Below are 19,312 nucleotides of genomic sequence, written 5' to 3'. Positions count from 1 at the left end.
ATTTCCTTTCGGGAAGCATCCGCTATATGACGCTTCCAAATGGGCGGGACTGCTGGTCGGCCGGCTCAATAGCTGCTGGAACGGCACCGAACCGCCCTGCCGGAACCTGGGTTCCTGCAAGGCGGCACGGTGACCGGGGAAACAGATTAGACGCGGCGGCGCTTGGGCGGACGGCAGCCGTTGTGCGCGCTCGGGGTGACGTCCGAGATGGAGCCGACCTCCAGGCCGGTGGCCTGGAGCGAGCGGATCGCGGTCTCGCGGCCCGAGCCCGGGCCCTTCACGAAGACGTCGACCTTCTTGACGCCGTGTTCCTGTGCACGCTTGGCAGCGGCCTCGGCCGCCATCTGCGCCGCGAACGGCGTGGACTTGCGCGAGCCCTTGAAACCGACCTCACCGGCGGAGGCCCAGGAGATGACTGCTCCACTGGGATCCGTGATCGACACGATGGTGTTGTTGAAGGTGCTCTTGATGTGCGCCTGGCCGAGGGTGATGTTCTTCTTGTCCTTGCGACGCGGCTTACGCACCGCTCCACGAGTCTTGGGGGGCATGACTTCTCCTACGAAGGTATTGGGTAAAGCATGTGATCAGCTGATCGGTGCCACTGGTTGAAAACGATCAACGAGCGGATGGGCCCCTGATGGCGGGGTTCCCTGGCCGGGCGAGCGCTAGCGAGTCAGGTCAGGGTGCCATTAGGGACTAGCGTCCGACCTTCTTCTTGCCTGCGACCGTACGCTTCGGGCCCTTGCGGGTACGGGCGTTCGTCTTCGTACGCTGTCCACGTACGGGAAGGCCGCGGCGGTGCCGAATGCCTTCGTAGCTGCCGATCTCGACCTTGCGGCGGATATCGGCTGCGACCTCACGGCGGAGGTCACCCTCGACCTTGAAGTTGCCTTCGATGTAGTCGCGGAGCTGGACCAGCTCGAGGTCGGAGAGGTCCTTGACGCGCGTGTTCGGGGAGATGCCCGTGTCCACGATCGTCTTCTCTGCACGGGTCTTGCCCACGCCGTAGATATAGGTAAGCGCGATGACTACCCGCTTTTCGCGGGGGATGTCTACGCCAGCGAGACGTGCCATAGTGGCGGTGCTCCTTTGGTGTTGCCGGAGGTGTGGAGCAGAACGTCCCCGGAACTGATGCTCCGGTCCCCGGCCTCCGAGCCGGGGGTGTACACCCGCAAGGGGTGCTGTTCTGCCGTTGAATGTACTGCTACGCGCGGGGAAGAGCCTCGGGAAGAGGTTCTCAGCCCTGGCGCTGCTTGTGGCGCGGGTTCTCGCAGATGACGAGAACATTGCCCTTGCGGCGAACCACCTGGCACTTCTCGCAAATCCGCTTCACGCTCGGGTTGACCTTCATGGTTTTCCTTCGAGTTGATTCTTATTTGTAGCGGTAGACAATACGGCCCCGGGTGAGGTCGTACGGGCTGAGTTCCACTACGACCCGGTCCTCAGGAAGGATTCGAATGTAGTGCTGGCGCATCTTTCCCGAGATGTGGGCGAGAACAATGTGACCGTTGGCCAACTCAACGCGGAACATCGCGTTGGGGAGCGCCTCGTTCACAGTGCCTTCAATCTCAATGACACCGTCTTTCTTGGCCATATCCTCCGCTAACGTCTGTGCCCACCACTTGCGTGGCGGGCGGGTTTAGGGTTTTGATTGTCTGACCCCACGGAAGCCGAGGCTCCGCTGACGGGCAGGTCTCCACAGCCCATTGGGCATGAAAAGCAGAGACAACCAACAGACAACGATACGCTACGGCCTCGCGATAGTTAAATCGTTCGAGGACCATGACGGCCGGCAGCCGGACGGACGAAGGTCCCGCACACGAGTGCGGGACCTTCGATGTCGATGCTGCGTCTAGGGGCCGGCGGCGGTCATCCGCCGAGGGGCGCCGGCGTGACGCCGAGCGGCTGGAGTCGGGACGCTCCCCCATCCGGTGCCGAGAGAACCCAGATGCCGCCGTCATGGACGGCGACGCTGTGCTCCCACTGCGACGCCCTCTTGCCGTCCGTGGTGACGACCGTCCAGTCGTCGTCGAGCACCGCTGTCTCCAGTCCGCCCTGGACGAGCATCGGCTCGATCGCCAGGCACAGCCCGGGCCGGACCTTCGGGCCGCGGTTGGTGCTGCGGAAATTCAGGACGTCCGGCGCCTGGTGCATCTGCGTGCCGATGCCATGTCCCACGTAGTCCTCGAGGATCCCGAGTGCCGGGCCGGGGACGGAGGAGACGTAGTCGTCGATCGCTGCACCGATGTCCCCGACGAACCGGGCGGAGGCCAGGGCAGCGATGCCCCGCCACATCGCCTCCTCGGTCACCTCGGAGAGTCGCACGTCCTCGGGCCGCGGTGTGCCCACGACGACGGTGCGGGCGGAATCGGAGTGCCACCCGCGGACGACGGCGCCGCCGTCGATCGAGAGGATGTCCCCGTCCTGAAGGGCGTAGTCCCCGGGGATGCCGTGGACCACCTCCGCGTTGACCGAGGTGCAGATGCTCGCCGGGAAACCGTGATAGCCGAGGAAGTTCGAAGTGGCGCCCTCCTCGCGGAGGACCTCCTCGAAGACTGCGTTCAGCTGGGCGGTCGTCACGCCGACGGTGGCCGCGGCGACCGTGCGGTCGAGCGCTTTCGCGAGCACCAGTCCGGCGTCGCGCATGATGAGCATCTGCTCGGTGGTCTTGTACTCGACCTTGGGCTGGCCGAACATCGGGGCGTCCTAGCTTGCGACTTTGAGGGCTGTCATGACGCGTTCGGTGACGGCGTCGATCGACCCGATGCCGTCCACCCGGGTGACTATCCCGCGCTCGTCGTAGCGTGACACGACAGCCTCGGTCTGATCGTGGTACAACCCGAGACGGTGACGGATGACCTGCTCGTTGTCGTCCGATCGGCCGTCGAGCTCGGCCCGGCCGAGGAGACGCTTCACGAGCTCCTCGTCGTCGGCGGTGAGCTGGAGCACCACGTCCAGTGCGAGGTCGTTCTCGCGCAGGATGTCGTCCAGCTCGGCGACCTGGGACGCCGTCCGCGGATAGCCGTCGAGGAGGAATCCCTCCTGGACGTCGTCGGCGGCGAGCCGGTCACGGACCATGCTGTTCGTGACGCTGTCGGGAACGAAGTCGCCGGCGTCCATGAACTTCTTGGCCTCCACGCCGAGGGGCGTCTCACGCCTGACGTTGTCACGGAAGATGTCACCCGTCGAGATGGCCACGACGCCGAGGCGCTCGGAGATCCGTGCGGCCTGTGTTCCCTTGCCCGATCCGGGGGGACCGATGATCAGCATTCTCGTCATCGCAACAACCCTTCGTAGTGACGCTGCTGGAGCTGAGCGTCGATCTGCTTCACCGTCTCGAGGCCCACACCCACCATGATCAGGATCGAGGTGCCGCCGAACGGGAAGTTCTGGTTGGCGCCGATGGCCACGAGGGCGATCAGCGGGATCAGCGCCACGAGTCCGAGGTAGATGGCGCCGGGGAGCGTGATCCGCGACAGCACGTACTGCAGGTACTCCGCCGTAGGGCGTCCGGCCCGGATGCCGGGGATGAAGCCGCCGTACTTCTTCATGTTCTCGGACACCTCGTCCGGGTTGAAGGTGATGGCGACGTAGAAGTAGGTGAAGAAGACGATCAGCAGGAAGTACATCGCCATGTACAGCGGGTGGTCGCCGCTGGTCAGGTAGGTGGAGATCCAGTTGACCCATGCGGCCGGCGCAGTGCCGTCCTGGGGGGTGTTGAACTGGGCGATCAGGCTGGGCAGGTACAGCATCGAGGACGCGAAGATCACGGGGATGACGCCGGCCATGTTGACCTTGATCGGGATGTACGTGCTGCTGCCGCCGAGGGTGCGGCGGCCGACCATGCGCTTCGCGTACTGGACCGGGATGCGGCGCTGCGACTGCTCGACGAAGATCACGAGGGCGACGACGACGACGCCCATCGCCAGGACGAACGCGAAGACCATCGCACCCTGGGTGCGGAGGATCTCGCCGAGCGAGGTGGGGAAGCCGGCGGCGATCGCGGTGAAGATGAGCAGCGACATGCCGTTGCCGACGCCGCGCTCGGTGATGAGCTCGCCCATCCACATGATGAGGCCGGTTCCCGCGGTGAGCGTGAGGATCAGCAGCAGGATGGTGATCAGGGAGTCGTCCGGGATGATGGGCACCGGGCAGTTGCCGAGCAGTGCGCCCGAACGGGCGAGGGACACGAGGGTGGTCGCGTTGAGGAGACCGAGCGCGATCGTCAGGTAGCGCGTGTACTGGGTCAGCTGTGACTGGCCCTGCGCGCCTTCCTGGTGGAGCTCCTGGAAGCGGGGGATGACCACACGGAGGAGCTGCGTGATGATGCTCGCGGTGATGTAGGGCATGATGCCCAGGGCGAAGATCGAGACCTGGAGCAGCGCTCCGCCGCTGAAGAGGTTCACGAACTGGTACAGACCTCCCTCGGTGTTACCGAGGGCCAGGCACTCCTGGACGTTGCCGTAGTCGACGCCCGGGGCGGGGATGAAGGCCCCGAGCCGGAAGATGGTGATGATTCCCAGCGTGAACAACAGCTTGCGACGCAAGTCTGGCGTCCGGAATGCCCGGCCAATAGCGCTTAGCAAGCGTCCTCCTGAAGGTCTGTTGGTCCTGTCGCGGACCGTACACAACAACCGAGTCTAACGGTTGGTCATGGGTGCGGGAGTTCCCGCCGGTGGTGGGTGGCGTAAGCCGAAAAAAGACTCCTGGTGGGCTGATCCAGCCCTGCCCACCAGAAGTCTAGTTCCTTGATGCCGTGGATCACAGCCGACCCTCCCAGGCAGCACCTGGGGAGGGGTCGGCGGGCGGCCTACAGTTCGGTGACGGTCCCGCCCGCGGCTGCGATCTTCTCTGCAGCGGATGCGGAGAAGGCGTCAGCCGAGACGTTGACGGCCACGGTGATGTCGCCGGTCCCCAGCACCTTGACGGGCTGGTTCTTACGGACGGCGCCGTTTGCCACCAGGCTCTCCACCGTGACGTCGCCGCCATCGGGGTAGAGCTCGGAGAGCTTGTCCAGGTTCACGACCTGGAACTCGACGCGGAACGGGTTCTTGAAGCCGCGCAGCTTCGGAAGGCGCATGTGCAGCGGCAGCTGGCCGCCGGCAAATCCTGCCTTCACCTGGTAGCGCGCTGCAGTTCCCTTGGTACCACGGCCCGCGGTCTTACCCTTGGAACCCTCACCACGGCCAACACGGGTCTTCGCCGTCTTGGCGCCGGGTGCGGGACGCAGGTGGTGGACCTTCAGGGCGTGGACACGCTCTGCTTTTGCCTCGGTTGCGGCCGGAGCCGCGATGTTCTCGTCTGCCATTAGTTGGCCTCCTCAACCTTCAAGAGGTGCGGAACCGTGTTGATCATGCCAACGGTGACGGCATCGGCTTCACGGACCACGGTGTGGCCGATCCGCTTCAGACCGAGCGACCGCAGCGTGTCGCGCTGGTTCTGCCTGCCGCCGATGGCGGACTTGATCTGGGTGATCGAGAGCTTCGCCGAGCTCACGCGCACCTTCTTCGGAGTGATCGCGGTCATCACGCACCTGCCTTCTGAGCTGCGATTGCGCGCAGCATCTGGTGGGATGCGACCTCGTCGAGGGGCAGGCCACGGCGTGCCGCGACTGCCTGGGGCTCCTCGAGGCGCTTGAGCGCATCAACGGTCGCGTGGACGATGTTGATGGCGTTCGCGGAACCGAGCGACTTCGAGAGGACGTCGTGGATACCGACGCATTCAAGGACCGCACGCACCGGACCGCCGGCGATGACGCCGGTACCCGGGGAGGCGGGACGAAGAAGGACGACGCCTGCGGCTGCCTCACCCTGCACGAGGTGCGGGACGGTGCCACCGATGCGCGGAACGCGGAACATCGTCTTCTTGGCTTCCTCGACGGCCTTCTGGATCGCCGAAGGGACTTCCTTCGCCTTTCCGTAGCCGACGCCGACCATGCCGTTGCCGTCGCCGACCACCACGAGGGCGGTGAAGCTGAAGCGGCGGCCGCCCTTGACGACCTTGGCGACACGGTTGATGGTGACGACGCGTTCGATGAACTTGTCCTTGTCGTCGTTGCGCCCGCCGTCGCGACCGCCGCGGGAGTTACCGCCACGCTCGCCGCCGCGGGCGTTACCGCCACGCTCGCCGCCGCGGGCGTTGCCGCGCGCGTTTCCACGGTTCGCGTCAGCCGACGCGGTCTCAGTTGCGCCTGCAGCTGCAGTCGCTTCGGCCGCGGGCTGCTCTGTAGCCGTATTCAATGGGGCTTCCTTTGCCTTGTTCTCCTCGGTCACAGTGCCAGCCCACCTTCACGTGCGCCGTCTGCGATTGCTGCAACGCGACCGTGGTACTTGTTGCCGCCGCGGTCGAAGACGACTGCCTCGACGCCGACGGCCATGGCACGCTCTGCGACGAGTTCGCCGACGCGCTTCGCCTTGGCGGTCTTGTCACCGTCGAATGCACGGAGGTCCGCTTCGAGGGTGGAGGCTGATGCTACGGTCACGCCCCTGGTGTCGTCGACGACCTGCACGAATACGTGGCGGGCCGAACGGTTGACGACCAGGCGGGGACGGACAGCCGTGCCCGATACGCGCTTGCGTACCCGGAGGTGGCGGCGTCCGCGCGAGGCGGCCTTGCTCTTCGAGCTGCGCTTCTTGTTGATGCTCAGACCCATGGTTACTTACCAGCCTTTCCGACCTTGCGGCGGATGATCTCGCCTGCGTAGCGGATGCCCTTGCCCTTGTACGGGTCGGGCTTGCGCAGCTTGCGGATGGTTGCAGCGACCTCGCCGACCTGCTGCTTGTTGATGCCAGCGACCGAGAGCTTGGTGGGGCTGTCGACGGTGAGCGTGATGCCCTCGGGAGCCTTGACGGCTACCGGGTGGCTGTAACCCAGAGCGAACTCCAGGTCGCTGCCCTTGGCCTGGACACGGTAACCCGTGCCCACGATCTCGAGGTTCTTCTTGTAGCCCTCGGTGACTCCGATGATCATGTTGGAGACCAGGGTACGGGTCAGGCCGTGCAGCGAACGCGATTCGCGCTCGTCGTTCGGGCGACCGACCGTGAGGGTCCCCTCAGCGAGGGAGACCTCGATAGGGCTGGGAACCGTGTGGCTCAGCTCGCCCTTCGGGCCCTTCACGGAGACCTCTTGACCGCTGACATTGACCTCGACACCAGCGGGAACGGTGATGGGGAGACGTCCAATACGTGACATGTTTCTTTCCCTTTCCCGTTACCAGACGTAGGCGAGGACTTCCCCACCTACACCCTTCTTGGATGCCTGGCGGTCGGTGAGCAGACCGGAGGACGTGGACAGGATGGCGATACCGAGGCCGCCAAGCACGTGGGGCAGGTTCGTGGACTTCGCGTACACGCGCAGGCCCGGCTTGGAGATACGGCGGATGCCGGCGATTGAACGCTGGCGGTCCGGTCCGAACTTGAGGTCGATGGTCAGCTTCTTGCCGACCTCCGCTTCCTCTTCCTTCCAGCCGGCGATGTAGCCCTCGGCCTTCAGGATGTCCGCGACGCGGGCCTTCAACTTGCTGTACGGCATGGACACGGTGTCGTGGTATGCCGAGTTTGCATTGCGCAGACGCGTGAGCATGTCTGCGACAGGATCTGTCATTGTCATGTGGGCTCTTGCCCTTCCTCGAAACGGTTTCCGGAGTCCGGTCGGCACGCGGGGCGACGACTGGAGCGGACCTGCAACGTAGTTAGATTAATCTTCGGATTTGAACGGGAAGCCAAGTGCCTTGAGGAGCGCGCGGCCCTCGGCGTCGGTCTTGGCGGTGGTGACGACGGTGATGTCCATACCGCGGACACGGTCGATCCGGTCCTGGTCGATCTCGTGGAACATGGACTGCTCCGTGAGGCCGAACGTGTAGTTGCCGTTACCGTCGAACTGCTTGCCGTTGAGTCCGCGGAAGTCGCGGATACGGGGCAGGGCGAGGGAGACCAGGCGGTCCGTGAATTCCCACATGCGATCGCCACGGAGCGTGGCGTGGGCGCCGATGGGCATTCCTTCGCGGAGCTTGAACTGCGCGATGGACTTGCGGGCCTTGGTGACCTGGGGCTTCTGGCCCGTGATCGCGGTGAGGTCCTTGACGGCTCCGTCGATCAGCTTGGAGTCCTTGGCGGCGTCACCGACACCCATGTTGACGACGACCTTCACCAGGCGCGGGACCTGGTTCACGTTGGCGTAGCCGAACTCTTCCTGCAGCCCACCCTTGATCTCGGACGCATAGCGCGCCTTCAGGCGGGGAAGAACCTTGGCTTCTGTGGTTTCGACAGTCATTACAGATCCTTCCCTGATGACTTGGCGACCCGGATGCGGACTACGCGCTCGCGGCCGTCACGTTCGACGGTCTCGGTGCGGAATCCGACGCGGGTCGGCTTCTTGGTCTCGGGATCGACGACGGCCACGTTGCTGATGTGCACGGGCGCCTCGACGACTTCGATGCCACCGGTCGTGGTGCCGCGCTGCGACTGCCCGACCTTGGTGTGCTTGGTGACCCGGTTGATGCCTTCCACGAGAACGCGGTTGGACTCGGGGAACACCTTGAGGACCTTGCCCTGCTTGCCGCGGTCCCCGCCGCGCTCCTGCTTGCCCCCGGTGATGACCTGGACGAGGTCACCCTTCTTGATCTTGAGCTTGATTCTCTGTGCCATGGACTACAGCACCTCCGGCGCCAGCGAGATGATCTTCATGAAACGCTTGTCGCGGAGCTCGCGACCGACAGGGCCGAAGATACGGGTACCGCGAGGGTCGCCGTCGTTCTTCAGGATCACTGCTGCGTTCTCATCGAACTTGATGTAGGAACCGTCCGCGCGGCGGCGTTCCTTCTTGGTGCGGACGATGACCGCCTTGACGACGTCGCCCTTCTTGACGTTGCCACCGGGGATGGCGTCCTTGACGGTGGCGACGATGACGTCGCCGATGCCTGCGTAGCGGCGCCCGGATCCACCGAGGACGCGGATGGTCAAGATTTCCTTGGCCCCCGTGTTGTCGGCGATCTTTAGCCGCGATTCCTGCTGAATCACTGATTACTCCTGTCGTCGCGCCGGTTCTCTCATCGAGCCTTGCGGAACGGATATGGGTGGGCCCCGTAATACTGGTACTCGCCAGGTGCGCACCCGGAGGCGCGCGACCACGCCGGGACTTCAGCACGGTGGATTCTGGCGAACAAGATTATCGGGCTTTTGCCTATTTGCCCGGTGTGAAGGCAACCCCCGGGGGAAACCCGTGAGGAGACCTTGTGAGGGCATGCGCCAGCCCACCAGACAGACAAGATTCTCATGGTATCGCGAAGATGCCCCGGACACGAAATCGCGTCCGGGGCATCCAGGGCGGGTCCGGTTGCGCCGGACCCTATGTACTGCGGGTGTTACTTGGCCTTCTCGATGATCTCCACCAGGCGCCACCGCTTGGTGGCGGACAGCGGACGGGTCTCACTGATCATGACCATGTCGCCGATGCCGGCGCTGTTCTGCTCGTCGTGCGCCTTGACCTTGGAGCTGCGGCGGAGCACCTTGCCGTACAGCGGGTGCTTGACGCGGTCCTCGACCTCGACGACGATCGTCTTTTCCATCTTGTCGGAGACGACGTAGCCACGGCGTACCTTGCGGTACCCGCGCGAGTCGGCGTCGTGGACGGCCTTCTCGGTTCCTACGGTCGTTTCGCTCTGCTGCTCACTCATTTGGCGTCCTCCTCAGAAGCCTCGGTGTCCGCGGAAGGTGCATCCTTCGCGGAGGCCTTCTTGGCTTTCTTGGGCTTGTCCGCCTTCGCGGGCTTCGCTTCCTCGACGGGAGCGACGACCTCGGGACGAATGCCCAGTTCACGCTCGCGCAGCACCGTGTAGATGCGTGCGATGTCGCGCTTGACCGAACGAAGGCGACCGTGGCTTTCGAGCTGGCCGGTGGCCGACTGGAAACGGAGGTTGAACAGCTCCTCCTTGGCCTTGCGCAGTTCTTCCACCAGACGGTCCTTATCGAAGCCGTCCAGCTGGTCTGTTGCCAGTTCCTTTGAACCCAGAGCCATAACTATTCACCACCCTCACGACGCACGATGCGTGCCTTCAACGGCAGCTTGTGGATCGCGAGGCGCAGGGCTTCGCGGGCTACCTCTTCGGAAACGCCGGACAGTTCGAAGAGAACCCGTCCCGGCTTGACGTTGGCCACCCACCACTCGGGCGAACCCTTACCGGAACCCATGCGGGTCTCGGCGGGCTTCTTGGTCAACGGGCGGTCCGGATAGATGTTGATCCAGACCTTGCCGCCACGCTTGATGTGGCGGGTCATGGCGATACGAGCGGACTCGATCTGCCGGTTGGTGACGTATGCCGGGCTCAGAGCCTGGATACCCCACTCACCGAAGCTGACCTCGGTACCGCCCGTAGCAGCGCCCGAGCGACCCGGGTGGTGCTGCTTACGGAACCTGACTCGACGTGGGATAAGCATTTAGGCCTGTCCTCCTTCAGTCGCAGCGGGGGCTGCGGCGGTCTCGGCGGGTGCTGACGCACCCTGGCCCTCGGCGCGCTCAGGGGCACGACGACGACGGTCGCCTCCACGGTCGCCACCGCGGTCGGCGCCGGCGGGGCCACGGCCCGGACGGTCTCCGCCACGGCCGCGGGAAGGAGCTGCTGCAGCCTGGGCTGCGAGTTCCTTCGCCGTGATGTCACCCTTGTAGATCCAGACCTTCACGCCGATGCGGCCGAAGGTGGTCTTCGCTTCGAAGAAGCCGTAGTCGATGTTCGCGCGGAGCGTGTGCAGGGGAACGCGTCCCTCGCGGTAGAACTCCGAACGGCTCATCTCGGCGCCACCCAGGCGACCGGAGCACTGGACACGGATGCCCTTGGCGCCGGCACGCTGTGCGGACTGCATGGCCTTCTTCATCGCGCGGCGGAACGCCACGCGGGAGGAGAGCTGCTCGGCGATGCCCTGGGCGACAAGCTGTGCCTCGATCTCGGGGTTCTTGACCTCGAGGATGTTCAGCTGGACCTGCTTGCCCGTGAGCTTCTCGAGCTCGCCGCGGATGCGGTCCGCTTCTGCCCCACGGCGACCGATGACGATACCGGGGCGTGCCGTGTGGATGTCCACGCGGACGCGGTCCCGGGTGCGCTCGATCTCGACCTTGGCGATGCCGGCGCGGTCCATGCCGGTCGACATCAGCTGGCGGATCTTGATGTCTTCGCGGACGAAGTCACGGTAGCGCTGGCCCGGCTTGTTGCTGTCGGCGAACCAGTGTGACCGGTGGTCGGTGGTGATGCCGAGTCGGAACCCGTGCGGGTTTACTTTCTGTCCCACTTAGCGGACCTCCACTTTCTCAGGGGTAGCGACGACAACCGTGATGTGGCTGGTCCGCTTGTTGATGCGGAACGCGCGGCCCTGGGCTCGCGGACGGAACCGCTTCATCGTGGGGCCTTCATCAACAAATGCTTCGGTGATGATGAGGTTGTCCTCGTCGAAGGCGACGCCATCCCGGTCCGCGCGGACGCGGGCGTTGGCCATCGCTGACTGAACCACCTTGAATACCGGCTCTGAAGCAACCTGTGGGGCAAACTTCAGAATAGCCAGAGCCTCATTCGCCTGCTTACCACGAACAAGGTTGACGACGCGCCGGGCCTTCATAGGCGTTACGCGGATATGACGCGCAATAGCCTTGGCTTCCATTGCTTTCCTTCTCTCGTCTTAGCCGTAAGAGCAGCGCCTAGCGGCGCTTGCCCTTGCGGTCGTCCTTAACATGGCCGCGGAAAGTCCGCGTGGGAGCGAATTCGCCGAGCTTGTGCCCGACCATCGACTCGGTGACAAACACCGGGATGTGCTTGCGCCCGTCGTGTACCGCGATCGTGTGCCCGAGCATGTCGGGGACGATCATGGAGCGGCGGGACCACGTCTTGATGACGTTCTTCGTACCCGATTCGTTCTCGCGAGCGACCTTTACGTACAGGTGCTGGTCGACGAAGGGGCCTTTCTTCAGGCTGCGTGGCATGTCTCCAGGCTCCTATCGCTTGTTCTTGCCGGAACGACGGCGACGCACGATGAGTGAGTCGCTCTCTTTGTTGGGGCGACGGGTGCGGCCTTCGGCCTTGCCGTTGGGGTTGACCGGGTGGCGTCCACCGGAGGTCTTGCCCTCGCCACCACCGTGCGGGTGGTCGACCGGGTTCATGGCGACACCACGGACGGTCGGGCGGATGCCCTTCCAGCGGCTGCGGCCGGCCTTGCCCCAGTTGATGTTCGACTGCTCGGCGTTGCCGACCTCGCCGACCGTCGCGCGGCAGCGGACGTCGACGTTGCGGATCTCACCGGAGGGCAGTCGCAGCTGGGCGAAGCGGCCTTCCTTGGCGACGAGCTGTACCGACGCACCGGCGGAGCGTGCCATCTTCGCGCCGCCGCCTGGACGGAGCTCGACGGCGTGGATGACGGTACCCACGGGGATGTTGCGCAGCGGCAGGTTGTTGCCGGGCTTGATGTCGGCCCCGGCTCCGGCCTCGACGAAGTCGCCCTGCTTGAGCTTGTTCGGCGCGATGATGTAGCGCTTGGTGCCGTCGACGTAGTGCAGGAGGGCGATGCGCGCGGTGCGGTTGGGATCGTATTCGATCTCGGCAACGCGGGCGTCGACGCCGTCCTTGTCGTGGCGGCGGAAGTCGATCAGGCGGTACTGACGCTTGTGTCCACCACCTTTGTGGCGGGTCGTGATCTTACCGGTGTTGTTACGTCCACCCTTCTTGGGAAGCGGACGGACCAACGACTTTTCCGGCGTCGACCGTGTGATTTCAGCGAAGTCGGCAACGCTCGAGCCACGACGGCCCGGGGTTGTCGGCTTGTATTTACGGATTCCCATAACTCAATTCCTCGTTAAAGTGGTCTCCGCTCTAGGAGAGCGGACCGCCGAAGATGTCGATCGAGCCCTCTTTGAGGGACACGATGGCACGCTTGGTGCCCTTGCGCTGGCCCCATCCGAACTTGGTGCGCTTGCGCTTGCCAACCCGGTTGATGGTGTTGATGGAGTCGACCTTCACGGAGAAGATCTTCTCGACCGCCAGTTTGATTTCTTCCTTGTTCGAGCGCGGGTCGACCAGGAAGGTGTACTTGCCTTCGTCGATCAGTCCGTAGCTCTTCTCCGAGACGACGGGTGCAATGACGACGTCGCGCGGATCCTTTGCGATGGTGCCGCTCACGTGGCATCCTCCTCGGTGATGACATCAGCCGATCCGACGAACTGGTCGTAGGCGGCCTTGGTGAAGATGACGTCGTCGGCGACCAGCACGTCGTACGTGTTGAGCTGGTCTACGTAGAGGACGTGTACCTGGGGCACGTTGCGCACCGAGAGTGCTGCGACGTCGTTGGCACGCTCGATGATCACGAGCAGGCGGGGCCGCTCGGAGATCGCGCGCAGGGTGTCGATCGCGCCCTTGGTGGACGGCTTGCCGCCGGCGACCAGGGATTCGAGGACGTGGATGCGGCCGTTGCGTGCCCGGTCGGAGAGGGCTCCGCGCAGGGCGGCGGCCTTCATCTTCTTGGGGGTGCGCTGGCTGTAGTCGCGGGGCGTGGGCCCGTGGACGACGCCACCACCGGTCATGTGGGGGGCGCGGATCGAACCCTGGCGGGCACGACCGGTTCCCTTCTGCTTGAACGGCTTGCGGCCTGCGCCACTGACCTCGGCGCGGGTCTTGGTCTTGTGCGTACCCTGGCGGGCGGCAGCAAGCTGGGCGACGACGACCTGGTGCAGCAACGGCACGTTGGTCTGTGCGTCGAAGATCTCCGCGGGGAGATCGACCTTTACAGTGTTGGCAGCCATTTGGCTATGCTCCCTTCACGGCGGTGCGTACGAGGACGACCTGGCCGCGGGCGCCGGGGACGGCACCCTTGATCAGCAGCAGCGACTTCTCGGCGTCGACAGCGTGAACCCTGAGGTTCAGCGTGGTCTGACGAACGGCGCCCATGCGGCCTGCCATTTTCATTCCACGGAAGACGCGGCTGGGGGTGGATGCTCCACCGATGGAACCGGGCTTGCGGTGGTTCTTGTGGGCACCGTGCGAGGCACCCACGCCGTGGAAGCCATGGCGCTTCATGACACCGGCGAAGCCCTTGCCCTTGGTGGTGCCGATGACGTCGACCGTCTGGCCGGCTTCGAACATCTCGACGGAGAGTTCCTGGCCGAGCGCGTAGGAATCGGCGTCGGAGGTGCGCAGTTCGACGACATGACGACGCGGCGTGACGCCGGCCTTCTCGAAGTGGCCTGCGAGCGGCTTGGTGACCTTGCGGGGATCGATCTGGCCGAAGCCGATCTGGACGGCGGTGTAGCCGTCCTTGTCCTCGCTCAGCAGCTGGGTGATGACGTTCGAGTCTGCCTGGACGACGGTGACGGGGATGAGGATGTTGTTCTCATCCCAGACCTGGGTCATGCCGAGCTTGATGCCCAGCAGGCCCTTGACCTGGCGCGTAAGTGAAGTAGACATATGTATCCGCCCTCCCCTACAGCTTGATTTCGATGTTCACGTCCGCAGGCAGGTCGAGACGCATCAGCGAATCAACGGCCTTGGGCGTGGGATCAATGATGTCGATCAGACGCTTGTGAGTACGCATTTCAAAGTGCTCACGGCTGTCCTTGTACTTGTGCGGGGACCGGATGACAACGAAAACGTTCTTCTCCGTGGGCAGGGGCACGGGGCCCACAACCGTCGCGCCTGCGCGCGTCACCGTCTCAACGATCTTCCGTGCTGAAACATCGATGACCTCGTGGTCATATGACTTCAGCCGGATGCGGATTTTTTGTCCCGCCATGGCGTCTCGACTCTCTCTCTACATAACTGCCTGGGCAGTTCCGGTACGTACGTACATTTCCTGCGCCCGTTGTGCGGCGCCTCCCGAACAGACTGAATCCGGATGGATCCGGGTTCCTCACCCTGCCGGGCTCCGACCCCCGCGCTCGGGCGTGTCGCGCTGTGTAGAAGAAACACACAGTCTGGACACACACGCTCCGCTGACCCCGGACGAGCCGGACGGGGTGGATTATATTTGGGCTGCGCACGACGGCGGACTCGATCCCCGCATCAGGCATTATCCTGACCGGGATGGGCCTCTGACCGCACGCGCAAGCGCTTGAACAACTTATCTAGTGTCGCAGAGAGGGCACGGATACGCCAATCGTGGGCATCCGGCGCTCCGCCCGTGGTACAGGAACAGGTAGACAACGGCGGGTCAAAACCGGGGAGCCGGCATTAAACTCCGTACGAAAGGAGATCAGCCATGCTCAGTACCAGCAAGGCGACGACGATCCTGCCCGTGAGAGACATGGACCGTGCGCGAGGTTTCTACGAGAAATCGCTCGGCCTCACCCCCGCAGGGTTCCTGGACGAGGGGTCTTTCCTCTTCAGCAGTGACGGCCATCAGGGGATCGAGCTGATGCTCAAACCGGAGAGCGGCCCGACCGGCAACACGGAACTGAGCTTCGAGGTGGAGGACATCACGTCGGAGCTGAGGTCCCTGGAGTCCCAGGGGGTCCGCTTCGAGGACTACGACCTCCCCGGCCTGAAGACCGTGGACCACGTACTCGAGAACGACGCGATGAAGGCGGCCTGGTTCACCGACACGGAGGGGAACATCCTCTGCCTCCACCAGCTGATGACCTGAGGACGGGTCGCGGCCGGGGCGGTCCCCGGCCGGATACCAGGGCCGGCACTCCCCCGCCCGGCCCCGATGACAGAAGGGCCCCGCTGCCGAAGCAGCGGGGCCCTTCCGGGGATCACTCAGGCAGTCGGTGGACTACTTCAGGATCTTGGTGACTCGTCCCGAACCAACGGTGCGGCCGCCTTCGCGGATCGCGAAGCCGAGGCCGTCTTCCATGGCGATCGGCTGGATGAGCGCGACGGTCATCTCGGTGTTGTCGCCGGGCATGACCATCTCGGTGCCCTCGGGGAGGGTGATGACGCCGGTCACGTCCGTGGTGCGGAAGTAGAACTGCGGGCGGTAGTTCGAGTAGAACGGGTTGTGACGCCCGCCCTCGTCCTTGGCCAGGATGTAGACGTTGGCCTCGAAGTCGGTGTGAGGGGTGATCGAACCCGGCTTCACGATGACCTGGCCACGCTCTACGTCTTCGCGCTTGATGCCGCGGAGCAGCAGACCACAGTTCTCGCCGGCCCAGGCCTCGTCGAGCTGCTTGTGGAACATCTCGATACCGGTGACCGTGGTCTTCTGGACCGGACGGATGCCGACGATCTCGACCTCGGAGTTGATGGCGAGGGTTCCGCGCTCGGCGCGACCCGTGACGACGGTTCCACGACCGGTGATCGTGAAGACGTCCTCGACGGGCATGAGGAACGGCTTGTCCTTGTCGCGGATGGGATCCGGGACGTTGTTGTCGACGGCTTCCATGAGGTCCTCGACGGACTTGACCCACTCGGGGTCGCCTTCGAGAGCCTTGAGGCCGGAGACGCGGACGACAGGAGCCTCGTCGCCGTCGAAGCCCTGCGAGCTGAGCAGCTCACGGACTTCCATCTCCACGAGGTCGAGGAGCTCTTCGTCGTCGACCATGTCGGACTTGTTCAGCGCGACCAGCAGGTAGGGGACGCCGACCTGGCGGGCGAGCAGCACGTGCTCACGCGTCTGGGCCATCGGACCATCGGTGGCTGCGACGACGAGGATTGCCCCGTCCATCTGGGCCGCACCGGTGATCATGTTCTTGATGTAGTCGGCGTGACCGGGGGCGTCTACGTGTGCGTAGTGGCGCTTCTCGGTCTGGTACTCGACGTGCGAGATGTTGATCGTGATGCCGCGCTGCTTCTCCTCGGGAGCCGAGTCGATCGACGCGAAGTCACGCTGCTCGTTGAGAGTGGGGTACTTGTCGTACAGCACCTTGGAAATGGCAGCCGTCAACGTCGTCTTTCCATGGTCAACGTGACCGATGGTGCCGATGTTAACGTGCGGCTTAGTCCGCTCGAACTTTGCCTTCGCCACGGGTTCCTCCTAGAACGTTTGAGAAGAATTGCTTCCCAGCCGCGCTTGTCGCGGCTGAAACTCATGCAAGTCTACTGGGGGCTTTTGGTTTTGATGAAATTGCTCTGCACCGCCGGACCTGGTGGTCAGGCGGCAGGAGGGGCGGGGCGGCCGGCCCTGGGACAGGCCGCCTCCGCTCCCCCGTGATCCCGTTGCCGGGAGGGGTCTACTCGCCGCGCGTCTTCTGGATGATCTCGTCGGCGACTGCCTTCGGGACCTCGGAGTAGCTGTCGAACTTCATGGAGTACACGGCGCGGCCCTGGGTCTTCGACCGGAGGTCACCGATGTAGCCGAACATGCCCGAGAGGGGCACATGGGCGGTGATCACCTTGACGCCGCTGGCGTCCTCCATGGACTGCATCTGACCGCGGCGGGAGTTGAGGTCACCGATCACTTCACCCATGTATTCCTCAGGGGTCCGGACCTCCACCTCCATGAGCGGTTCGAGCAGCACGGGCTTCGCCATGCGTGCGGCTTCCTTGAAAGCCATCCGGCCGGCGATCTTGAACGCCATTTCCGAGGAGTCGACGTCGTGGTAGGCGCCGTCGAGCAGGGTCGCCTTGATGCCGACCACCGGGTAGCCGGCGAGCACGCCGTCGTTCAGCGCATCCTGGATGCCGGCGTCGACACTCGGGATGTACTCGCGGGGCACGCGGCCGCCGGTGACCTTGTTGTCGAAGGCGTACAGGACACCGTCCTCGACCTCCATCGGCTCGATCGCGATCTGGATCTTCGCGAACTGGCCGGAGCCACCCGTCTGCTTCTTGTGGGTGTAGTCGTGCTTGGCGACCTTGCTGCGGATGGTCTCGCGGTAGGCGACCTGGGGCTTGCCCACGTTCGCTTCCACGCGGAACTCGCGGCGCATGCGGTCCACCAGGATGTCCAGGTGGAGCTCGCCCATGCCGGCGATGATCGTCTGGCCGGTGTCCTCGTTCAGGGAGACCTGGAACGTGGGGTCCTCGGCCGAGAGCTTCTGGATGGCCGTGGACAGCTTCTCCTGGTCACCCTTGGTCTTCGGCTCGATGGCCACCGAGATCACGGGTGCGGGGAAGCTCATGGACTCGAGCACGATCTGGTTCGCCGAGTCGGAGAGGGTGTCGCCGGTCGTGGTGTCCTTCAGACCGATCGCCGCGTAGATGTGCCCTGCCGAAGCCTCTTCGACGGGGATCTCCTTGTTGGCGTGCATCTGGAACAGCTTGCCGATGCGCTCCTTCTTGCTCTTCGTCGAGTTCACCAGCTGGGTACCGGCCGTCACATGCCCGGAGTACACGCGGATGAACGTCAGCTGACCGAAGAACGGGTGCGTAGCGACCTTGAACGCGAGGGCCGAGAAGGGCTCCTCGGTGCTCGGCTTGCGCGTGAGCTCGACCTCTTCGTTCCGGGGATCGTGACCGATCATCGGGGGGACGTCGAGGGGCGAGGGCAGGTAGTCGATGACCGCGTCGAGCATCGGCTGGACACCGCGGTTCTTGAACGCGGAGCCGCAGAGGATCGGGTAGAGCTCGGAGTTGATCGTCATCTTGCGGATGCCGGCCTTGAGCTCGTCGACGGAGATCTCTTCGCCCTCGAGGTACTTGCCCATGAGCTCGTCGGAGGACTCGGCGACGGTCTCGACGAGCTTCGCGCGGTACTCCTCGGCCTTCTCCTTGAGGTCGGCCGGGATCTCCTGGATCTCGTACTTCGCACCCATGGTGACGTCACCCTTGGAGTCGCCGGGCCAGACGAGTGCACGCATGTAGAGCAGGTCGACGACGCCGACGAAATCGTTCTCGGCACCGATCGGGAGCTGCAGCACGAGGGGCTTGGCGCCCAGGCGGCTGATGATGGTGTCGACGGTGAAGTAGAAGTCCGCACCGAGCTTGTCCATCTTGTTGACGAAGCAGATGCGGGGCACTTCGTATTTGTCGGCCTGGCGCCAGACAGTCTCCGACTGGGGCTCGACGCCCTCCTTGCCGTCGAACACGGCGACGGCGCCGTCGAGGACGCGCAGGGAGCGCTCCACCTCGACGGTGAAGTCGACGTGCCCGGGGGTGTCGATGATGTTGATCTGGTTGTTCTCCCAGAAGCAGGTGACCGCCGCGGACGTGATGGTGATGCCGCGCTCCTTCTCCTGTTCCATCCAATCGGTGGTGGAGGCGCCGTCGTGCGTCTCGCCGATCTTGTGGTTGACACCCGTGTAGAACAGGATGCGCTCGGTAGTAGTGGTCTTGCCGGCATCGATGTGGGCCATGATGCCGATGTTGCGGACCTTGTTGAGGTCGGTAAGCACGTCCTGTGCCACGGTGTCTCCCTTAATACGAAAATGGAGTTCTGCTGGACCGCCGGCCGGGCTGCCCCCGAGG

General features: G+C 64.3%; 30 protein-coding genes. 1 reads left to right on the top strand and 29 read right to left on the bottom strand.

Going from position 1 to position 19,312, the window contains the following annotated elements:
- Positions 1 to 146: 146 nt before the first annotated feature.
- The 27 genes from rpsK to rpsJ all read right to left on the bottom strand — a co-directional run bounded on the left by rpsK (position 147) and on the right by rpsJ (position 14,759).
- Positions 147 to 548: a 30S ribosomal protein S11 gene (gene rpsK / locus IWX63_RS13755; protein ID WP_043440662.1), complete on the bottom strand. Its 402-nt coding sequence runs from the start codon at positions 546 to 548 to the stop codon at positions 147 to 149.
- Positions 549 to 696: 148 nt separating this feature from the next.
- The gene (gene rpsM, locus IWX63_RS13750; RefSeq protein WP_199278717.1) at positions 697 to 1,074 is read right to left on the bottom strand and encodes a 30S ribosomal protein S13; all 378 of its coding nucleotides are present in this window, start codon (positions 1,072 to 1,074) and stop codon (positions 697 to 699) included.
- A gap of 163 nt (positions 1,075 to 1,237) precedes the next feature.
- Positions 1,238 to 1,351, bottom strand: a complete 114-nt coding sequence (rpmJ, locus tag IWX63_RS13745; protein WP_043440658.1) for a 50S ribosomal protein L36 — start codon at positions 1,349 to 1,351, stop codon at positions 1,238 to 1,240.
- Between the two features lie 21 nt (positions 1,352 to 1,372).
- Complete coding sequence (gene infA / locus IWX63_RS13740; protein ID WP_019481515.1) at positions 1,373 to 1,594, bottom strand: translation initiation factor IF-1; 222 nt, start codon at positions 1,592 to 1,594, stop codon at positions 1,373 to 1,375.
- Positions 1,595 to 1,869: 275 nt separating this feature from the next.
- Positions 1,870 to 2,697 carry a type I methionyl aminopeptidase gene (map, locus tag IWX63_RS13735; protein WP_199278716.1) on the bottom strand — a complete coding sequence of 276 codons (828 nt, stop codon included), beginning with the start codon at positions 2,695 to 2,697 and terminating at the stop codon, positions 1,870 to 1,872.
- Positions 2,698 to 2,706: 9 nt separating this feature from the next.
- Positions 2,707 to 3,279 (bottom strand): adenylate kinase, encoded by a 573-nt coding sequence (locus IWX63_RS13730; protein ID WP_199278715.1) that lies wholly within the window; start codon positions 3,277 to 3,279, stop codon positions 2,707 to 2,709.
- Entirely contained in the window at positions 3,276 to 4,586 is a 1,311-nt protein-coding gene (secY, locus tag IWX63_RS13725; RefSeq protein WP_199278714.1) for a preprotein translocase subunit SecY, read from the bottom strand. Before secY ends, IWX63_RS13730 begins: the two co-directional genes overlap by 4 nt.
- Positions 4,587 to 4,810: 224 nt before the next feature.
- Positions 4,811 to 5,308, bottom strand: a complete 498-nt coding sequence (gene rplO, locus IWX63_RS13720; RefSeq protein ID WP_334685877.1) for a 50S ribosomal protein L15 — start codon at positions 5,306 to 5,308, stop codon at positions 4,811 to 4,813.
- Positions 5,308 to 5,526, bottom strand: coding sequence for a 50S ribosomal protein L30 (rpmD, locus tag IWX63_RS13715; RefSeq protein WP_199278790.1), 219 nt, complete (start codon positions 5,524 to 5,526; stop codon positions 5,308 to 5,310). Before rpmD ends, rplO begins: the two co-directional genes overlap by 1 nt.
- Entirely contained in the window at positions 5,526 to 6,272 is a 747-nt protein-coding gene (gene rpsE, locus IWX63_RS13710; protein WP_199278713.1) for a 30S ribosomal protein S5, read from the bottom strand. Before rpsE ends, rpmD begins: the two co-directional genes overlap by 1 nt.
- A complete protein-coding gene (gene rplR / locus IWX63_RS13705) occupies positions 6,269 to 6,652 on the bottom strand; it encodes a 50S ribosomal protein L18 (protein WP_104166369.1) in 384 nt (127 codons plus the stop codon). Before rplR ends, rpsE begins: the two co-directional genes overlap by 4 nt.
- A gap of 2 nt (positions 6,653 to 6,654) precedes the next feature.
- Positions 6,655 to 7,191, bottom strand: coding sequence for a 50S ribosomal protein L6 (gene rplF, locus IWX63_RS13700; protein WP_199278712.1), 537 nt, complete (start codon positions 7,189 to 7,191; stop codon positions 6,655 to 6,657).
- 18 nt (positions 7,192 to 7,209) lie between these two features.
- Positions 7,210 to 7,608 carry a 30S ribosomal protein S8 gene (gene rpsH / locus IWX63_RS13695; protein ID WP_158505077.1) on the bottom strand — a complete coding sequence of 133 codons (399 nt, stop codon included), beginning with the start codon at positions 7,606 to 7,608 and terminating at the stop codon, positions 7,210 to 7,212.
- Positions 7,609 to 7,695: 87 nt separating this feature from the next.
- On the bottom strand, positions 7,696 to 8,271 hold the full coding sequence (gene rplE, locus IWX63_RS13690; protein ID WP_199278711.1) for a 50S ribosomal protein L5: 576 nt from the start codon (positions 8,269 to 8,271) through the stop codon (positions 7,696 to 7,698).
- Entirely contained in the window at positions 8,271 to 8,645 is a 375-nt protein-coding gene (rplX, locus tag IWX63_RS13685; RefSeq protein ID WP_199278710.1) for a 50S ribosomal protein L24, read from the bottom strand. Before rplX ends, rplE begins: the two co-directional genes overlap by 1 nt.
- A gap of 3 nt (positions 8,646 to 8,648) precedes the next feature.
- Positions 8,649 to 9,017 (bottom strand): 50S ribosomal protein L14, encoded by a 369-nt coding sequence (gene rplN / locus IWX63_RS13680; protein ID WP_026549116.1) that lies wholly within the window; start codon positions 9,015 to 9,017, stop codon positions 8,649 to 8,651.
- 344 nt (positions 9,018 to 9,361) lie between these two features.
- On the bottom strand, positions 9,362 to 9,673 hold the full coding sequence (gene rpsQ, locus IWX63_RS13675; protein ID WP_199278709.1) for a 30S ribosomal protein S17: 312 nt from the start codon (positions 9,671 to 9,673) through the stop codon (positions 9,362 to 9,364).
- Positions 9,670 to 10,014 carry a 50S ribosomal protein L29 gene (rpmC, locus tag IWX63_RS13670; protein WP_199278708.1) on the bottom strand — a complete coding sequence of 115 codons (345 nt, stop codon included), beginning with the start codon at positions 10,012 to 10,014 and terminating at the stop codon, positions 9,670 to 9,672. The genes rpsQ and rpmC overlap by 4 nt, the downstream gene beginning before the upstream one ends.
- Positions 10,015 to 10,016: 2 nt before the next feature.
- Positions 10,017 to 10,433: a 50S ribosomal protein L16 gene (gene rplP, locus IWX63_RS13665; protein WP_043440626.1), complete on the bottom strand. Its 417-nt coding sequence runs from the start codon at positions 10,431 to 10,433 to the stop codon at positions 10,017 to 10,019.
- Entirely contained in the window at positions 10,434 to 11,279 is an 846-nt protein-coding gene (rpsC, locus tag IWX63_RS13660; RefSeq protein WP_199278707.1) for a 30S ribosomal protein S3, read from the bottom strand. It abuts the gene before it with no gap.
- Positions 11,280 to 11,645, bottom strand: coding sequence for a 50S ribosomal protein L22 (gene rplV / locus IWX63_RS13655; RefSeq protein ID WP_199278706.1), 366 nt, complete (start codon positions 11,643 to 11,645; stop codon positions 11,280 to 11,282).
- 37 nt (positions 11,646 to 11,682) lie between these two features.
- Positions 11,683 to 11,964 (bottom strand): 30S ribosomal protein S19, encoded by a 282-nt coding sequence (gene rpsS, locus IWX63_RS13650; RefSeq protein WP_026549122.1) that lies wholly within the window; start codon positions 11,962 to 11,964, stop codon positions 11,683 to 11,685.
- 12 nt (positions 11,965 to 11,976) lie between these two features.
- Positions 11,977 to 12,816, bottom strand: a complete 840-nt coding sequence (gene rplB, locus IWX63_RS13645; protein ID WP_199278705.1) for a 50S ribosomal protein L2 — start codon at positions 12,814 to 12,816, stop codon at positions 11,977 to 11,979.
- A gap of 31 nt (positions 12,817 to 12,847) precedes the next feature.
- Entirely contained in the window at positions 12,848 to 13,153 is a 306-nt protein-coding gene (gene rplW / locus IWX63_RS13640) for a 50S ribosomal protein L23 (protein ID WP_026531955.1), read from the bottom strand.
- On the bottom strand, positions 13,150 to 13,773 hold the full coding sequence (rplD, locus tag IWX63_RS13635) for a 50S ribosomal protein L4 (protein WP_199278704.1): 624 nt from the start codon (positions 13,771 to 13,773) through the stop codon (positions 13,150 to 13,152). Before rplD ends, rplW begins: the two co-directional genes overlap by 4 nt.
- Positions 13,774 to 13,777: 4 nt before the next feature.
- A complete protein-coding gene (gene rplC, locus IWX63_RS13630; protein WP_199278703.1) occupies positions 13,778 to 14,434 on the bottom strand; it encodes a 50S ribosomal protein L3 in 657 nt (218 codons plus the stop codon).
- 16 nt (positions 14,435 to 14,450) lie between these two features.
- On the bottom strand, positions 14,451 to 14,759 hold the full coding sequence (rpsJ, locus tag IWX63_RS13625) for a 30S ribosomal protein S10 (RefSeq protein WP_026531952.1): 309 nt from the start codon (positions 14,757 to 14,759) through the stop codon (positions 14,451 to 14,453).
- A 465-nt stretch (positions 14,760 to 15,224) separates the two neighbouring features.
- Here rpsJ and IWX63_RS13620 point away from each other — a divergent pair, with 465 nt between their 5' ends.
- On the top strand, positions 15,225 to 15,608 hold the full coding sequence (locus IWX63_RS13620; RefSeq protein WP_199278702.1) for a VOC family protein: 384 nt from the start codon (positions 15,225 to 15,227) through the stop codon (positions 15,606 to 15,608).
- A 132-nt stretch (positions 15,609 to 15,740) separates the two neighbouring features.
- Here IWX63_RS13620 and tuf read toward each other — a convergent pair whose 3' ends face one another.
- Complete coding sequence (tuf, locus tag IWX63_RS13615) at positions 15,741 to 16,931, bottom strand: elongation factor Tu (RefSeq protein ID WP_043440601.1); 1,191 nt, start codon at positions 16,929 to 16,931, stop codon at positions 15,741 to 15,743.
- A 205-nt stretch (positions 16,932 to 17,136) separates the two neighbouring features.
- The gene (gene fusA / locus IWX63_RS13610) at positions 17,137 to 19,251 is read right to left on the bottom strand and encodes an elongation factor G (RefSeq protein ID WP_199278701.1); all 2,115 of its coding nucleotides are present in this window, start codon (positions 19,249 to 19,251) and stop codon (positions 17,137 to 17,139) included.
- Positions 19,252 to 19,312 lie beyond the last annotated feature (61 nt).

This window comes from Arthrobacter sp. CAN_A2, from assembly GCF_015752045.1.
GTDB lineage: Bacteria > Actinomycetota > Actinomycetes > Actinomycetales > Micrococcaceae > Arthrobacter_D.
Note: the sequence above shows the minus strand (reverse complement) of the source record. Positions and strands in the feature narration are given on the sequence as shown.

Excerpts from the sequence above, each read along its gene's own strand:
- rplO (WP_334685877.1), bottom strand. The coding sequence starts at position 5,308 with ATGGCAGACGAGAACATCGCGGCTCCGGCCGCAACCGAGGCAAAAGCA.
- rplX (WP_199278710.1), bottom strand. The coding sequence starts at position 8,645 with ATGGCACAGAGAATCAAGCTCAAGATCAAGAAGGGTGACCTCGTCCAG.
- rplR (WP_104166369.1), bottom strand. The coding sequence starts at position 6,652 with ATGGGTCTGAGCATCAACAAGAAGCGCAGCTCGAAGAGCAAGGCCGCC.
- infA (WP_019481515.1), bottom strand. The coding sequence starts at position 1,594 with ATGGCCAAGAAAGACGGTGTCATTGAGATTGAAGGCACTGTGAACGAG.
- rplE (WP_199278711.1), bottom strand. The coding sequence starts at position 8,271 with ATGACTGTCGAAACCACAGAAGCCAAGGTTCTTCCCCGCCTGAAGGCG.
- rpsS (WP_026549122.1), bottom strand. The coding sequence starts at position 11,964 with ATGCCACGCAGCCTGAAGAAAGGCCCCTTCGTCGACCAGCACCTGTAC.
- rpmJ (WP_043440658.1), bottom strand. The coding sequence starts at position 1,351 with ATGAAGGTCAACCCGAGCGTGAAGCGGATTTGCGAGAAGTGCCAGGTG.
- rpmC (WP_199278708.1), bottom strand. The coding sequence starts at position 10,014 with ATGGCTCTGGGTTCAAAGGAACTGGCAACAGACCAGCTGGACGGCTTC.
- rpmD (WP_199278790.1), bottom strand. The coding sequence starts at position 5,526 with ATGACCGCGATCACTCCGAAGAAGGTGCGCGTGAGCTCGGCGAAGCTC.
- rplB (WP_199278705.1), bottom strand. The coding sequence starts at position 12,816 with ATGGGAATCCGTAAATACAAGCCGACAACCCCGGGCCGTCGTGGCTCG.
- rpsM (WP_199278717.1), bottom strand. The coding sequence starts at position 1,074 with ATGGCACGTCTCGCTGGCGTAGACATCCCCCGCGAAAAGCGGGTAGTC.
- rplP (WP_043440626.1), bottom strand. The coding sequence starts at position 10,433 with ATGCTTATCCCACGTCGAGTCAGGTTCCGTAAGCAGCACCACCCGGGT.
- rpsK (WP_043440662.1), bottom strand. The coding sequence starts at position 548 with ATGCCCCCCAAGACTCGTGGAGCGGTGCGTAAGCCGCGTCGCAAGGAC.
- rpsH (WP_158505077.1), bottom strand. The coding sequence starts at position 7,608 with ATGACAATGACAGATCCTGTCGCAGACATGCTCACGCGTCTGCGCAAT.
- rplV (WP_199278706.1), bottom strand. The coding sequence starts at position 11,645 with ATGGAAGCCAAGGCTATTGCGCGTCATATCCGCGTAACGCCTATGAAG.
- rplF (WP_199278712.1), bottom strand. The coding sequence starts at position 7,191 with ATGTCACGTATTGGACGTCTCCCCATCACCGTTCCCGCTGGTGTCGAG.
- map (WP_199278716.1), bottom strand. The coding sequence starts at position 2,697 with ATGTTCGGCCAGCCCAAGGTCGAGTACAAGACCACCGAGCAGATGCTC.
- rplC (WP_199278703.1), bottom strand. The coding sequence starts at position 14,434 with ATGTCTACTTCACTTACGCGCCAGGTCAAGGGCCTGCTGGGCATCAAG.
- rpsJ (WP_026531952.1), bottom strand. The coding sequence starts at position 14,759 with ATGGCGGGACAAAAAATCCGCATCCGGCTGAAGTCATATGACCACGAG.
- rpsQ (WP_199278709.1), bottom strand. The coding sequence starts at position 9,673 with ATGAGTGAGCAGCAGAGCGAAACGACCGTAGGAACCGAGAAGGCCGTC.
- IWX63_RS13730 (WP_199278715.1), bottom strand. The coding sequence starts at position 3,279 with ATGACGAGAATGCTGATCATCGGTCCCCCCGGATCGGGCAAGGGAACA.
- IWX63_RS13620 (WP_199278702.1), top strand. The coding sequence starts at position 15,225 with ATGCTCAGTACCAGCAAGGCGACGACGATCCTGCCCGTGAGAGACATG.
- rplD (WP_199278704.1), bottom strand. The coding sequence starts at position 13,773 with ATGGCTGCCAACACTGTAAAGGTCGATCTCCCCGCGGAGATCTTCGAC.